Here is a 14,244-nt window from a genome sequence, read left to right on the forward strand (position 1 = left end):
AGCGTCTTCGGACGTCCCGTACGGGCACCGTCGCTTTTGGCCGTTGATTTCGACCGCCGTTCTCGGCCGCCCGTTTCCAGCCGCCGTTCTCGGCCGTCGAGTGCGACTGCCGGGTTCGGCCGTCTCGTCCGGCCGCGTTTTCAGCCGTCGATTTCGGCTGGTTCCTAGCGCCGCCGGGCCCCCTGTCATGACCGTATCTCGGAACGGGCATGACAGTAGGGCTGTCCGGCGTTACCTTCAGAACGCGACCCGCACCACCGCCGGCGCAGTTGGAGCACCATTCCACCGGAGGGCCCCTTGCCACCCCAGACCGACCAGCGCACCGGACTCGTCTACGGCACGGCCGCATACGTGGTGTGGGGCCTGCTCCCTCTCTACTGGCACCTGCTGGGCGACCTGGCACCCGCCGAGATCCTGGCCCACCGGATGGTGTGGTCGCTGCCGGTCGCCGTCCTCATCCTGGCCGCGCTGCGCCGCTGGTCCTGGGTACGGGAGCTGGTGCGGCAGCCCAAGCGGCTCGGCCTGATCCTGATCTGCGCCGCGGTCATCTCCGTCAACTGGTTCCTGTACATCTGGGCCGTCAACGCCGGGCACGTACTCGAAGCGTCCCTGGGCTACTTCATCAATCCGCTGGTCAGCATCGCCTTCGGTGTCCTGGTGCTGCGCGAACGGCTGCGGCCGCTGCAGTGGACCGCCGTGGGCGTCGGCGTCGCCGCGGTGATCGTGATGGCCGTGGCGTACGGCAAGGTGCCCTGGATCTCCCTCGCGCTGGCGTTCACGTTCGCCACGTACGGCCTGGTCAAGAAGGGCGTGAAGCTGGGCGGCATCGAGGGCTTCAGCGCCGAGACGGTGATGCAGTTCCTGCCCGCGCTCGGCATTCTGGTCTTTCTCGGCGCGCGCGGCGAGGCCGGGTTCCTGACCGGCGGGGTGGGGCAGATGCTGCTCCTCATGGGCTGCGGCGTGGCCACCGCGCTGCCGCTGATCGCCTTCGGGGCGGCGGCGGTGCGCCTGCCGCTGAGCGTGCTCGGGATGCTCCAGTACCTGGCGCCGACCTTCCAGTTCGTCCTCGGCCTGCTGGTCTTCCACGAGGAGATGCCGGTGGAGCGCTGGGCGGGCTTCGGCCTCGTCTGGCTGGCGCTGGTGGTGCTGACGTACGACGCGATCCGTACCGCCCGCTCCGGGCGTACGGCGCTGGCCGCGGCCCGGAAGGCGGCTGCGGGAGTGGTCGAGGAGACGGCCGCGGCGCTGGCACCGGACAACGCAGCCCAGCCCACCGCGCAGTCCACCGCCCAGAGCCGCCGCCCCGCCCCGGCGGCCACTCGGTCCGCCCCGGAAGCCGCCTCGGCATCCCCCGCAGCCCCGGAAGCCGTCCCCGCAACCGCGGCAACCCCGGCAACCCCGGAAACCACCCCGGGATCAGGCACCGCCAAGCCCTGACCCGCCGCGGAACGATATGCGGGCCGGGGTGTCCGGATTCCGCCTTGCCTCCGGAGCGTGGCGCGCCCAGCATCAGCTTCGCGCCATGCACGGTCCGTTCACTCCACGTTCGGAATCCGGAGACCCCTCATGTCATGGAACGCCGCAAGACGCAGTACGACCAGGCGTTTTCGAAGATCCGGCAGTAGCGGCGGCAGTGGTCCCGGCGGCCTCGGGCTGACCGCCGCCGGTGCCGTACTCGGCCTGATCGTTGCGATACCCGGGGCGGCCGGTGCGGCCACCGCCGCGCCCGCCGCCGCCCGCTCCACCACCCCCACCGTCAGCACCGCCGCCGCCCCCGACATACCGGTGGCCAACGTCAAAGCGCATCTGAGCCAGCTCCAGTCGATAGCCACCGCCAACGGCGGCAACCGGGCCCACGGCCGGCCCGGCTACCGGGCCTCGCTCGACTACATCAAGGGCAAGCTGGACGCCGCGGGCTTCACCACCAGCGTGCAGCAGTTCACCACCAGCGGCGCCACCGGCTACAACCTGATCGCCGACTGGCCCGGCGGCGACCCGAACCAGGTCCTGATGGCCGGCGCGCACCTGGACTCCGTCAGCGCGGGCCCCGGTATCAACGACAACGGCTCCGGCTCGGCCGCGGTCCTCGAAACCGCGCTGGCCGTCGCCCGCGCCGGCGCCAAGCCCGCCAAGCACCTGCGGTTCGGCTGGTGGGGCGCCGAAGAGCTGGGGATGCGCGGCTCGCAGTACTACGTGAGCCGGCTGGCCGCGGCGGACCGTGCGAAGTTCAGCGGCTATCTGAACTTCGACATGGTGGGCTCGCCGAACCCCGGCTATTTCGTCTACGACGACGACCGTGCCATCGAGGCCGTGTTCAAGGCCTATTACGCCTCGCTGAACGTCCCCACGGAGATCGAGACCGAGGGTGACGGCCGCAGTGACCACGCGCCGTTCAAGAATGTCGGCATTCCCGTGGGCGGCCTGTTCTCCGGCGCCGATTACACCAAGACGGCCGCCCAGGCGCAGAAGTGGGGCGGTACGGCCGGCCAGCCCTTCGACCGGTGCTACCACCGCTCCTGCGACACGTCGTCGAACATCGACGACACCGCCCTGGACCGCAGCAGCGACGCCATCGCGCACGCGGTGTGGGAGCTGGGCGTCGGCACGACAACCCCGCCCGACGGCGCCGTCTTCGAGAACACCGATGACGTGCAGATCCCGGACGCGGGCGCCGCGGTGACCTCGGCGGTGACGGTCTCCGGGCGGACCGGCAACGCGCCGGCCACGCTGAAGGCCGGTGTGGACATCAAGCACAGTTACCGCGGTGACCTGGTCATCGACCTCGTGGGGCCGAGCGGGCAGGCGTACCGGCTGAAGAACTCCAGCGGCTCGGACTCGGCACCGGACGTGAACACCACGTACACGGTCGACGCGTCCGCCGAGACCGCCAACGGCACCTGGCGGCTGCGGGTGCAGGACGTCGGCCCGCAGGACACCGGCTACATCGACAGCTGGAAGCTCACTTTCTGACGGCCGGCCGCACCGGCGGCCCATGACACGTACGGCTCACGATGCGTACGGCTCATGCCCCGTAACGGCGCGGGCGTCACGGCATCAGACCGTGATGTCCCGCGCCGTGAAGCGGGCCCAGGCGGCGGAGCCGAAGATCGCCGCGTACAGCGCCTGGAGGACGAAGTTCTTCTGGAGCTGGTCCCAGTAGACGGGCTCGCGCAGCACGTCGGCGAAGGACAGCCAGTGGTGCGAGAAGAGGTACGGCTGGATCGCGTGCAGCTGCGGGATGGTGTCCAGGATCTGGACCACGATCAGCAGCCCGACGGTGGTGGCCATGGCCGCGATGCCGCTGTTGGTGAGCGTCGAGATGAACAGGCCGATCGCCGCGACCCCCACCAGGGACAGCGCCACGACGACCGCGATGGCCAGCGCCCGCAGCAGCCCTTCGCTGAACGGCACGGTGGTCCCGGACAGCAGCGTCACCTCGCCGACCGGGAACAGCAGCGCGCCGGTCACCAGCGCCGACACGGCCACGACCAGTGTCGCCGCCAGGCAGAACGTCAGCGTCGTCGCGTACTTGACCAGCAGCAGCCTGGTCCGGCCGGCCGGCGCGACGAGCAGATAGCGCAGCGTCCCGGCGTGCGCCTCACCGGCGATGGCGTCCCCCGCGACCACGCCGACGGCCAGCGGCAGGAAGACCGGCAGGGTGACGGCCAGCGCGGTGAAGACCAGGAAGAGACCGTTGTTGGTGATCTGCGAGACGAACGCGGCGCCGCCGCCGGAGCCGCCTGATCCGCCGCCTTCACCCCCCGTCTCGATCTTTACGGCGACACCGATCAGGACCGGCACGGCGGCGAGGACGGCGAACAGCGCGAGGGTGCGCCAGCGCCGGAAGGTCGTACCGATCTCGTTGCGCAGCAGGCCGAGCGACCACAGCGGCCGCGGCGCACGGCGCACGGCCTCGCTCCCCGCCCCCGCGCCCCCGGCGCCTTCGGAAGAACCCGCGCCCCCGGAGGCCCCCGCGCCCCCGGCCGTCTCAGCCCGCGACATCGAAGCCCTCCCCGGTCAGCTGTACGAAGACGTCCTCCAGAGAGGCCCGTTCCACGCCGAAGGCCCGTACCCGCACCCCGGCCCCCACGAGAGCGGCGTTGACCTCCGCCAGGTCGGGCGGCCCGCCGGCCGGCGCCGGCAGCTCGCCGGTCACCCGCTCCTCCGCAACCACGAGGTCGGTCACCCCGTACTCCTTGAGCACCCGCACCGCGTCGGCGGTGTCGGGTGTGCCGACCGCCAGCCGCCCGCGGGTGCCGGCGGACAGCGCGGCGACCGTGCCCTGGGTGACGAGCCGGCCGCGCGCCATCACCGCGGCGTGGGTGCAGACCTGCTCGATCTCGTCGAGGAGGTGGGACGAGAGGAAGACGGTGGTGCCGTCGCCCGCCAGCTCTCTGACGAGCGCGCGGATCTCGCGCATCCCCTGCGGGTCCAGGCCGTTGGTCGGCTCGTCCAGTACGAGCAGTTCGCGGGGCTGCAGGAGCGCCGCGGCCAGTCCCAGGCGCTGCTTCATGCCCAGCGAGTAGGCGCGTGCCTTCTTGCGGGCGGCGGCGGCCAGCCCGACCCGTTCCAGCGCGTGGTCCACGCGGTGGGCGCGGGTGCGGGGGTCGGCAGCCGGGTCGGCCGCGTCGTACCGGACGAGGTTGTCGCGCCCGCTCAGAAAGCCGTACAGAGCCGGTCCCTCGATGAGGGCACCGACCCTGGGGAGCACCCGGCGGGCCGCCCGCGGCATCGGCTCGCCGAGCAGCCGGGCCCCGCCGGCGGAGGGTTCGATCAGGCCGAGCAGCATCCGGATGGTGGTGGTCTTGCCCGAGCCGTTCGGGCCGAGGAAGCCGAAGACGCTGCCGCGCGGTACGGCGAGGTCGAGACGGTCGACGGCGAGCTGCCCGCCGCGGTAGGTCTTCGTCAGGCCCCGGGTCTCGATCACCCGGTCCCCGGCGGGCGACTGCGTCATCGGCTCCCCCATGTGGTCGCGCCTGTGACCGCGGCCGGTCCTGCCGGCGGCCGGGGCGCGGGGCGGGGCCGTTCGGCCCGCCCCGCGCCGTATGCGTTACTTGGCGGACTCGGCCGCCTTGATCAGGGTCTCCTTGTCCACGGCGCCGGCGTAGACCGAGCCGTCGTCCGTCACCAGGGCGTTGACCAGGCGGGTGCTGAAGAGCCGGCCGGAGCCGAACTTTCCGTTCACCTTCTCGCCCAGGCTGTCCAGCAGCTTGGCCGCCTCACCGGACGCGCCCTTGCCGGTGGCCGAGGAGAGGCCGGAGCCGGTGCCCTTGAGGTGGGCGATCGAGGTCCAGCCGGAGCCGATGACGTCGAGGCCCTTGCCCTTGCCGGCGTTCTTGCCGTCCAGGCCGTACTGCCCCAGGATGCCCTGGAGGTCCTGGGCGGTCCGCTGCCCCTTGGCGTGCTGCTGTGCGCGGGCCTTGTCGCCGTCCACGACCTTGGCGCCCTTCGGCGGCTTGAAGTCGAAGGTGCCGGCCGCGGGCTTGGCGAAGTCGACGGAGGTGAAGCCGACGTCGATCGCGGCGGCGCCGCCGCTCTTGGGCGTGAGGGTGAACTTCAGCGGTACGCCGGTCTCGGCGTCCACCGCTATGCGGATCGCGTCGACCGTGGAGCCGGCCTGCTTGGGCTTGATGGAGAGCTGGTACGCGTCCCGGCCGGCGACCTTGGCCGTGCCGTCGACGGTCACCGAGGTGGTGTCGCCGACCGCGGCCAGCGCCTTCTTGGCCAGTTCCTGGGGGGTGGCGTTCTTCAGGTCGCCGGACTCACCGGCCGCACCACCGGACTTGTCGGCTTTGCCGGACTTGTCCGAGCCGTGCTTCCCGCCCTTGCCCGCTTCGTCCGGGACGGTGCTGTGGTAAGCGGTGTTGCTCTTGCTGTCGTAGCCCCAGATGTCCCGGCCGTTGTGCACGAGGTTGTACTCGGCGGCCTTGCCGACGACCGAGACCCGCTGCTTGTCGGGCCCGTCGGCGGCGACGCGCAGGGTGTGCGACCCGGACGCCAGGTCCTTGAGCTGGTTCTGCGGGCTGGCGGAGGAGTCCGCGTCGCCGCTCTTGTCCGCCGCGCCCTTACCGCTCTGGCCCGACGAGCCGCCGAAGGCACCGGCGCCGCTGCCCGACAGGGACGGCAGCCCCAGGTCGGTGCTCGTACGGACCGTGCCGGACAGCTGCTGCACGTCGGAGGAGGCGACCTTGGCCAGCAGGTCCTGCGCGGATATCTTCGGCAGGTCCGGGGAGCCGGAGCCGGCGAACGCCGGGACCAGCCCGATCGAGGCCGCCGTGACGCCCACGACGGCGGCCGGGATGGCGTACCGCATCGTCCTGCGGCGCTTCGCGGAGCGCCCCCCGTCCCCGTCCCATTCGTCGGTGACCTGTGTCGGTTGGTTCCGTGGCATGTGCCTTACCTCCGTCGTAAGCGGCGGTCTGCTACGCGACGCACTCGTCCCACCCCCGGGCTCATTGTGACCCGTTCCGCCGTGGCGTGGTGGTCTCAATCCCACCAAATTGGCCAGCCGTGCGCATCAGCCCCGGGGGCCAACTCCTCGTACTCCGGTGGGATGACCCCACCTCACCACAGGAGGGAAACGGTACGACCGAAGGCAGAGGGGCCCCGGAGCGGACCCTAGGGGTTACCGGAGGTCACCCCGCCCGGTGCACCACCGAGTCGCACAGCCCCTCCAGGGCCTCCTTCGCCCTGCACTCCGGCAGCGGCGCCAGCGTGGCCCGCGCCTCCTCCGCGTAGCGCACCGTGTCGCGGCGGGCCTGCTCCAGCGCCGGGTGGGCGCGCAGCCCGGCCAGCGCCTCGGCGTGCCGGGCGTCGTCGGTCAGGTCGCCGGCCAGCAGGTCGCGCAGTTCGCGGTCCTTGTCGGTGCCGTGCTCGCCGTCGGCCAGGGCGCGCAGGTGCAGGACCGGCAGCGTCGGGATGCCCTCGCGCAGGTCCGTGCCGGGCGTCTTGCCGGACTCGTGGGAGTCGCTGGCGATGTCCAGGACGTCGTCGGCGAGCTGGAAGGCGGTGCCGAGGCGTTCGCCGTACTGGGTCAGGATGTTGACGGTGGTCTCGCCGGCGCCGGACATCATCGCGCCGAAGCGGCCGGCCACGGCGATCAGCGAGCCGGTCTTGCCCGCGATGACGTCCAGGTAGTGGTCGATCGGGTCGCGTCCGTCGCGCGGGCCCGCGGTCTCCAGGATCTGGCCGGTGACGAGGCGTTCGAACGCCTCGGCCTGGATGCGTACGGCCTCCGGGCCGAGGTCGGCCAGTATGTGCGAGGCACGCGCGAAGAGGAAGTCGCCGGTCAGCACGGCCACGGAGTTGCCCCAGCGGGCGTTGGCGCTGGCCACCCCGCGGCGCACGTCCGCCTCGTCCATGACGTCGTCGTGGTACAGCGTCGCCAGGTGGGTCAGCTCCACGACGACGGCCGAGGGCACGACGCCCGGGGTGTGCGGGTCGCCGAACTGCGCGGCGAGCATCACCAGCAGCGGGCGGAACCGCTTGCCACCTGCGCGGACGAGGTGCTGCGCGGCCTCGGTGATGAACGGCACGTCGCTTTTGGTGGCCTCCAGCAGGCCCTCCTCGACAGCCGCCAACCCGGCCTGGACATCGGCCTCGAGAGCCTGGTCCCGCACGCTCAGCCCGAAGGGCCCGACGACGGTCACGAGGGGTACTCCTGTCTGCTGACGATCAAACGTATTGTCGATCTGTCGCTGTCTCCACCATTGGCCAGCGTATCCGGTCGCCGTTGGATCACCGTGAGCGCCCGCCCCTCCGGCGCACTCGAACGATGTGCGGCCCGTCCGGTGCTCCGCGCGGGCGCGGCAGGCAGCCGTACGGAATGCCCGTGATCCACCAATGATGCGGGTTTGCCGCAGCAGAAAAAGAGCGGAGCACCCGGCCGTTCCCGCGGCAGGGTGCTCCTCCCGGCCGTCCCGGCCAGGGCATCCGGTCTCAGCGCGTTCCGGCCACCGGCCAGGACCCTCGGATCAGCGCGTTCCGGCCACCGCCTCCGCCACCCGAGCCGACGCGAACTCCGTACCGCAGACGAAGCGCATCACGGGCCCGAAGGACGCCGCCGCCGGAAGGCCCGTGAAGTGCAGGCCCGGGACCGAGGAGCCGAAGCCCGCGTCCAGCCGCGGGCCGCCGCCGCTCACGGTGATGCCGGTGCGCAGGCCCTGGCCCATGAAATCCATCGCCGCCAGGTCGACCCGGTAGCCGGTGGCGGCCAGGACGTGGTCGGCGGCGAGTTCGCCGGTCCGGCCGTCGGGGCCGCGCAGCGTCAGGACGGGACGGCCGTCCTCGACGCGCGCCCGGACGATCCGCCGCCCGGCCGTGACCTGGACGCGCCCCACGAAGCGCTCCCGCAGCCACCAGGCGCCCAGCGGCCCCAGCACCCGGCGGACCAGGTAGCGCCGGGCCGGTGCGGGCAGGTGGCGGAATCCGCCCGCGTAGTACGTGAACGCGTACAGTGACCAGGCGTTGCCGAACGGCGTCACGGGCCGCAGCCTGGGCTGCCGGTCAGGCGGCGCGCCGAAGCCCACCGCCGCCCGCCCGCGCGCCACGACCCGGACGGACCGGGCGCCGGACTCGGCGAGCAGCACCGCGCTCTCCAGCGCCGACTGCCCGGCGCCGACCACCACCACGTCCCGGCCGGCGAAGGCTGACAGGTCGCTGTGCTGGGAGCTGTGCGAGACCGGTCCGGTGCGGGACGGTCCGTCCGGTACCGCCGCGGCCAGTTCACGCGGCAGTCGGGCGAACCCGGTCAGCCCGGTGGCCACGACGACAGCCCGTGCCCGGAATTGTTCGCCACTGTCCAATTTCAGCTCAAAATCGCCGGTCTGTGGCCCGGCTCCACCGGACCGCCGGTCGACCGAGACCACCCGTACCTGCTCCAGGTCGGGCACCAGCCTCTCCTGGAGCCACTCCCCGTACCGCACGAAGGTCTCGACAGGCACGATGTCCCAGTCGGACTCGTAGCGCTGCCCGCCGGTCGCGCCGCAGAAGTCCTGGAGCGTGTGTCCGGCCTGCGGGGTGTCGATGCTGGACGCCGTCGGCGTCGACTTGAGCAGCATTCCTGCGGGCATGTGCTCCCGCCAGCTCACCATCGGCCGGCCGAAGACGCGTACGGGCACCCCCCGCGCGCGCAGGTGCGCCGCCGTCGACAGGCCGTACGGACCGGCTCCGATGACTGCTACCGGAGTGTTCACGTGCGTTCCCCTCCCCAGGGTGGTGCTGAACCGGCAGTGCTGTGTGGCGCCCATGTCCGGCAGTGCTGTGTCACGGCCGCGTCCGCCTGAGCGCCCCGCCGTCCGCCGCCGTCCGCGCGCGTCGGCTCGCGCGCCGCAGCTCGACCAGGTGCCGGGCCCCCGGGCCGACGCAGCGGGCCAGCATCGTGAAGAACGGCTTGATGTCGTCGGCGGCCAGCCATGCCAGCTCGGTGCCGGTGGCGCGGTCCGGCGCGTGCGGTGTCGTGTAGCCGCTGCGGTGGTACGCAATCATCGCCGGCAGGTCGATGTTCTCCACGACGAACCGCTGCCCGGCACGCTGCTCCGCCTCCGGGACCCGGCGGCCGGTCAGGTCCAGATGCTGGGCCCGTACGACATCGATGCCCGCCTCGTTCTCGAACAGCCGGAACTGGGCGCCCATCCGCGGGTTGAAGTCCAGCAGCTTGTACTCCCCGTCCCGCCGGTCGTAGCGCCAGTCCAGGTCCACGATGCCGCTGAAGCCGATGCGCTTGACGAACTGGGCGGTCAGTTCGGCCAGTTCGGGGTTGTCGACGACGTACGCGCAGGCCGTCATGCCGGCGTGCGGTGGCCAGGAACGCACCTTGACGCCGGTGAACAGACTCAGCGCGGCGCTGTCCGCGTCGAAGTACGCGTGCACGATCCAGTCCTCGGCCTCCTCCCGCGGCAGGTATTCCTGGAGGATCACGTCCGGCCGCGGCCCCCAGTCCCGGGCCAGGCCGATCAGCTGGTCGGGGCCCGCGATCCGGGTGGTGCCGGCGACCGTGGGGTGCCGTCGCCGCTGGAACGCCTCGCGGTTCTTGGCCACGACCGGAAAACGCGCCTGCGCGGCGAAGTGCTCGATGTCCGCCAGGGACTCCGGGAAGGCCGCCGCCGGTGACGGGATGCCGTGCTCGACGCAGAGTTCGTGCAGACCCTGTTTGCTGGCCAGGCGGCGCGGTAAACCCGCCTCGGTGCGGGGGAACAGGAAGTGGTCGCGCAGGTCGTCGGCGAATTCCCCTATCAGGACGGCGGCCTCTTCATCGGTCGGTATCAGGACCGTGGGCCGGCCGATCCGTTCGCCGATGCGCAGCAGCACCTCGGCGAGCCGCTGCGGGTCCTCGCGTCCGGTGGTCGGCCAGACACAGCACCCGTGCAGATAGCGCGAGGCGGCGGCGGGCGTGAACCTGTCCTCGGTGATCGCGTACATGGGCACGCCGAGGCGCCCCAGGCTGCGGATCGCCCCCACTCCGCCATGGTGCAGCGGATAGTCGCCGATCTTCACGATGAGCCCCGGAACGGTCCGGTCCACCGCGAACGATGTGCTGCGAGCCACCTGACCCCCCAACGGCACGCGTCCCGCCCCGGCCGCGTCCCGCAAGGAAGTTAGGGGCCGGACCGACCGTTCCGGCACCGCTTTTCAGGACATTGCGAACTCTTTAGACTGCTTTGCCAACGCCTTTCGCGCGGTTCCGTACCTCCTTTGTCACCACGCCTCTTCGGTCCTCCTCCGCCCCCGCCGCGACCGCGGCGGTCCCCGGCGCCCGACTGCCCATCCCCTCGCGCCCTGTTGGGCCGTAATCTGATCGACGAGCCCGCCGGTCCACCGGCCGGGCCCGCGGTCACAGGTGATGACGCACGCGAGACGACCACGCGAGGAGCCGTACATGCCCGAGCACCACCCGCTCGACCTGCCCGAGGGCCACCCCTTCGGGCCGCACACCCTCCCCTACGGCGTCTTCAGTACGGCGGACGAGCCGGACCGGCGCCGCATCGGCGTCCGCTACGGCGACCACGTACTCGACCTGAACGCCCTCGCCGCCACCTCCGGGTCACCGCACACCGACCTGCTCGCCGCGCCCACCCTCAACCCGCTGCTCGCCGCGGGCCGCGACATCTGGCGGGCGGTGCGGGAGGCCGTCCGTACGGCCGTCACCGACCCCGCGCACCGCGACACCACCGCGTCGCTGCTGCGCCCGCTGACCACGGTGACGCTGCACCTGCCGTTCGAGGTCGCGGACTATGTCGACTTCTACGCCAGCGAGCACCACGCCACCAACGTCGGCCGGATCTTCCGCCCGAACGCCGACGCGCTCACCCCCAACTGGAAGCACCTGCCCATCGGCTACCACGGCCGGACCGGCACGGTCGTGGTCTCCGGCACCCCGGTCGTACGGCCCAGCGGCCAGCGCAAGGCCCCGGCCGACGCGGCGCCCGTCTTCGGGCCCTCCACGCGGCTGGACATCGAGGCGGAGATCGGCTTCGTCGTCGGTACGCCGTCCGCGCTCGGCGAACCGGTCGGCCTGGCCGGCTTCCGCGACCACGTCTTCGGCGTCTGCCTGGTCAACGACTGGTCGGCGCGGGACATCCAGGCATGGGAGTACGTGCCGCTCGGCCCCTTCCTCGGCAAGTCCTTCGCGACCTCCGTGTCCGCGTGGATCACGCCGCTGGACGCGCTGGACCACGCCCGTACCGCGCCACCCGCCCGTGACGTCCCCGTACTCCCCTATCTGGATGACACGGACGCCGAGCCGGGCGGTATCGACCTGCGCATCCAGGTGGACATCAACGGCGAGACGGTCGCCCGCCCGCCCTTCTCCGCCATGTACTGGACGGCCGCCCAGCAGCTCACCCACATGACCGTCAACGGCGCCTCGCTGCGCACCGGCGACCTCTACGCCTCCGGCACAGTCTCCGGACCGGAGCCGGACCAGCTCGGCTGCCTCCTCGAACTCACCCAGGGCAAGGGCCCGTTCCTGGCGGACGGCGACGAGGTCACCCTGACCGCCTGGGCGCCGGGGCCCGAGGGCTCCCGGATCGGTCTGGGCGAGGTCACCGGACGTATCCGGCCCGCGCGAACGTCATGACCGGGCACGGGGCGGGGAGCGGGCGGGGCGGCACGCCGGAAGGCCCGTACGGGTACGGGAGCGGCGCGGACCGGGGGCCCACCCTGCCCGAGGAGTTGCTGCTCCTCGCCCTGGACCCGAAGCACGGCAAGCCGCTGAACGACCCGTCCCACCTGCGGTACGGCCTGGCCGGCGCCGCCCTCGCGGAGCTGGAGCGGGCCGGCCGGGTCAGCGAGGGCCGCGGCGGACGGATCATCGTGCACAGTCCGCTGCCGCTCGGCGACCTGGTGCTGGACGCCGCACTGGCCACCCTGCCGGCCGGCGGCAAGGGCAGTGGCGAGAAGGCCCAGCGCTGGCTGCGGCGCGCGGCGCGCGGCATCGACGAGGTGTGCCGGCAGCGGCTGGAACAGCGCGGCGCGGTCCGCCGGGAGTCCCGGCGCGCGCTGGGCCTGTTCCGGTACGAGCGGCTGGCGGCCGGCCCGGCGGATCTCGCCGGACCGGCCCGCGCCCGCTTCAAGGGCGCGCTGGCCACCGGCTTCGCGGACCCCCGCGACCGGCTGTTCGCCGCCCTGGTCTCGGCCACCCACCTGGACCGCAAGCTGGAGCTGGGCCGCGACCGGCGCACCACACGCCGCGAACTGAAAGCGCTGACCCGCGAGCACTGGATCACCCGCGCGGTCGCGTCCGCGGTCTTCCAGGACGAGGCGGCGGCCGGCAGCGTGTGAGGCGCCGGGGCGGGGGACGGGAGGCCTCGGGGGCAGATCCCCGCAATTCCCCCGCCCGGCCGCCGGAAGGTCACGGCAGCGCGCCAACTTCGTAGCGGCGCTGCCGCAATCCCTCCCACCCCACCCGTTACGGGACCGGGCCGCGCCCCGCGTTGCTAGCCTCTCGGCTCCCTGTCCCACAACGGAGGAGACGTACGTGCGCAAGGCAGCGCAGATCGCCGGGACGGCCACCATCGCCGCACTGCTGCTCAGCGGCTGCGGCAGCAGCGGCAAGAGCGGCGCCGCGGGCGGGACACCGGCCGCCACCCCGTCGCAGACCGCCGGTGACCAGCCCGCCGGCGACCGGCCCGCGGACGGCGCCGGCAGTCTCGACGGCGCCTGGATCGCCAAGACCGGCGACTCCCACCTGACCCTGGTGATCTACCGGGGCACCGCGTCGATGGGCCTCGGCGCGGACGCCGGGACGGCCTGTCAGGGCAAGGTGGAGACGATGGGCACCACGGTCATCGCCCTGAAATGCATGGGCGGCCACACCACCCGCACCGTCGGCACCGTCAAGCCGGGCGCCGACGGCAAGACGCTGAAGGTGAGCTGGAAGGGCGGGCCCACCGACGCCTTCGCCAAGGCCGAGGGCAAGCTGAAGCTGCCGGGCATGCCGAGCCTGCCCGCGGACGTACCGAAATCCTGACGGCCGGGGCCGCACCGGGCCTGCGAAGAGGTCCTGGCGACCAGGCCCGCACCGGGCCCGCCGGGGTTCTGACGACCGGGCCCGCACCGGCCCCGCCGGGCGCCTGACGACCGGTCAGCCCCCGGGCCGCACCGGGGCGCCGGCCCGCGCGAACGGCCCTGAGCCGCCGCGAACGGCTCAGGGCCGCTACGCCACCAGGGGTGTTTCCGGGGCGGCGCCGGGAAAGACGTCAGACGCTGAGCCATATTCACTCCGAGTAGTTGCTCGACACCGACAACCACGAGGAGTCACGAGATGCGCCTGCGCACGTCCGTCGCCGCCGCCTTCGGAGCGGCCGTACTCGCCCTGACCACCCCCACCTCCGCCTACGCCGCCGACGGCATCTTCTCCTACGGCTTCAACACCGGCGACAAGCTGGACCAGCGCGCGGCCCTCTTCAACCCGCCGGGCAAGGAGTGCGTCACCCTCGCGCTGCCGGACGGTGCCGACTTCGCCTACGGGGCGGTGAACCGGACGAACGCCACCGTGACCCTCTTCGCCGACGACGACTGCAGCAGCGACGCCTTCTTCGTCGTCCCGCCCGGCAAGGCCGCCCCGAAGAAGGTCCTGGTCCGCTCGGTGCTGTTCTCCCGCTGACCCGGCCCGCCCCGCGCTGACCCGCGCCTTTCGCACTCCGGCCGGCCCTCCTCGCAGGTTGCTTCAGGCCGCGCCGGCCTCCTTCGCCCGAGTGGCGCAACGGCCGCCGTCCGGCACCCCCGCAAGGGCGCCGGACGGCG

12 protein-coding genes are annotated in these 14,244 nt (G+C 72.5%); 6 read left to right on the forward strand and 6 right to left on the reverse strand.

Features of this window, described 5'->3' with window-relative positions:
* Positions 1-297 precede the first annotated feature (297 nt).
* Both rarD and ACZ53K_RS07235 read left to right on the forward strand, forming a co-directional pair.
* A complete protein-coding gene (gene rarD, locus ACZ53K_RS07230; RefSeq protein ID WP_468832678.1) occupies positions 298-1,437 on the forward strand; it encodes an EamA family transporter RarD in 1,140 nt (379 codons plus the stop codon).
* 129 nt (positions 1,438-1,566) lie between these two features.
* Positions 1,567-2,970 carry a M28 family metallopeptidase gene (locus tag ACZ53K_RS07235; RefSeq protein ID WP_468832680.1) on the forward strand — a complete coding sequence of 468 codons (1,404 nt, stop codon included), beginning with the start codon at positions 1,567-1,569 and terminating at the stop codon, positions 2,968-2,970.
* Between the two features lie 84 nt (positions 2,971-3,054).
* Here ACZ53K_RS07235 and ACZ53K_RS07240 read toward each other — a convergent pair whose 3' ends face one another.
* The 6 genes from ACZ53K_RS07240 to ACZ53K_RS07265 form a co-directional block, all read right to left on the reverse strand.
* Positions 3,055-4,002 (reverse strand): ABC transporter permease, encoded by a 948-nt coding sequence (locus ACZ53K_RS07240; protein WP_468832681.1) that lies wholly within the window; start codon positions 4,000-4,002, stop codon positions 3,055-3,057.
* A complete protein-coding gene (locus tag ACZ53K_RS07245; protein WP_468832682.1) occupies positions 3,989-4,954 on the reverse strand; it encodes an ABC transporter ATP-binding protein in 966 nt (321 codons plus the stop codon). Before ACZ53K_RS07245 ends, ACZ53K_RS07240 begins: the two co-directional genes overlap by 14 nt.
* A gap of 96 nt (positions 4,955-5,050) precedes the next feature.
* On the reverse strand, positions 5,051-6,391 hold the full coding sequence (locus tag ACZ53K_RS07250; protein ID WP_468832684.1) for a LolA family protein: 1,341 nt from the start codon (positions 6,389-6,391) through the stop codon (positions 5,051-5,053).
* 244 nt (positions 6,392-6,635) lie between these two features.
* On the reverse strand, positions 6,636-7,649 hold the full coding sequence (locus tag ACZ53K_RS07255) for a polyprenyl synthetase family protein (RefSeq protein ID WP_468832685.1): 1,014 nt from the start codon (positions 7,647-7,649) through the stop codon (positions 6,636-6,638).
* Positions 7,650-7,973: 324 nt separating this feature from the next.
* A complete protein-coding gene (locus tag ACZ53K_RS07260) occupies positions 7,974-9,194 on the reverse strand; it encodes an FAD-dependent oxidoreductase (protein WP_468832686.1) in 1,221 nt (406 codons plus the stop codon).
* 70 nt (positions 9,195-9,264) lie between these two features.
* Positions 9,265-10,545 carry a carboxylate--amine ligase gene (locus tag ACZ53K_RS07265; protein WP_468832688.1) on the reverse strand — a complete coding sequence of 427 codons (1,281 nt, stop codon included), beginning with the start codon at positions 10,543-10,545 and terminating at the stop codon, positions 9,265-9,267.
* A gap of 331 nt (positions 10,546-10,876) precedes the next feature.
* On the opposite strand from ACZ53K_RS07265, the gene fahA reads away from it, so the two are divergent.
* The 4 genes from fahA (at position 10,877) to ACZ53K_RS07285 (ending at position 14,104) form a co-directional block, all read left to right on the forward strand.
* The gene (gene fahA / locus ACZ53K_RS07270; protein ID WP_468832689.1) at positions 10,877-12,076 is read left to right on the forward strand and encodes a fumarylacetoacetase; all 1,200 of its coding nucleotides are present in this window, start codon (positions 10,877-10,879) and stop codon (positions 12,074-12,076) included.
* Positions 12,073-12,780 carry a GOLPH3/VPS74 family protein gene (locus tag ACZ53K_RS07275; protein WP_468832691.1) on the forward strand — a complete coding sequence of 236 codons (708 nt, stop codon included), beginning with the start codon at positions 12,073-12,075 and terminating at the stop codon, positions 12,778-12,780. Before fahA ends, ACZ53K_RS07275 begins: the two co-directional genes overlap by 4 nt.
* Positions 12,781-12,976: 196 nt before the next feature.
* Positions 12,977-13,468, forward strand: a complete 492-nt coding sequence (locus ACZ53K_RS07280; protein WP_468832692.1) for a hypothetical protein — start codon at positions 12,977-12,979, stop codon at positions 13,466-13,468.
* A gap of 294 nt (positions 13,469-13,762) precedes the next feature.
* Positions 13,763-14,104 carry a hypothetical protein gene (locus ACZ53K_RS07285; protein WP_468832693.1) on the forward strand — a complete coding sequence of 114 codons (342 nt, stop codon included), beginning with the start codon at positions 13,763-13,765 and terminating at the stop codon, positions 14,102-14,104.
* Positions 14,105-14,244 lie beyond the last annotated feature (140 nt).

The sequence above is a fragment of the Streptomyces sp. NPDC033221 genome (assembly GCF_055577005.1).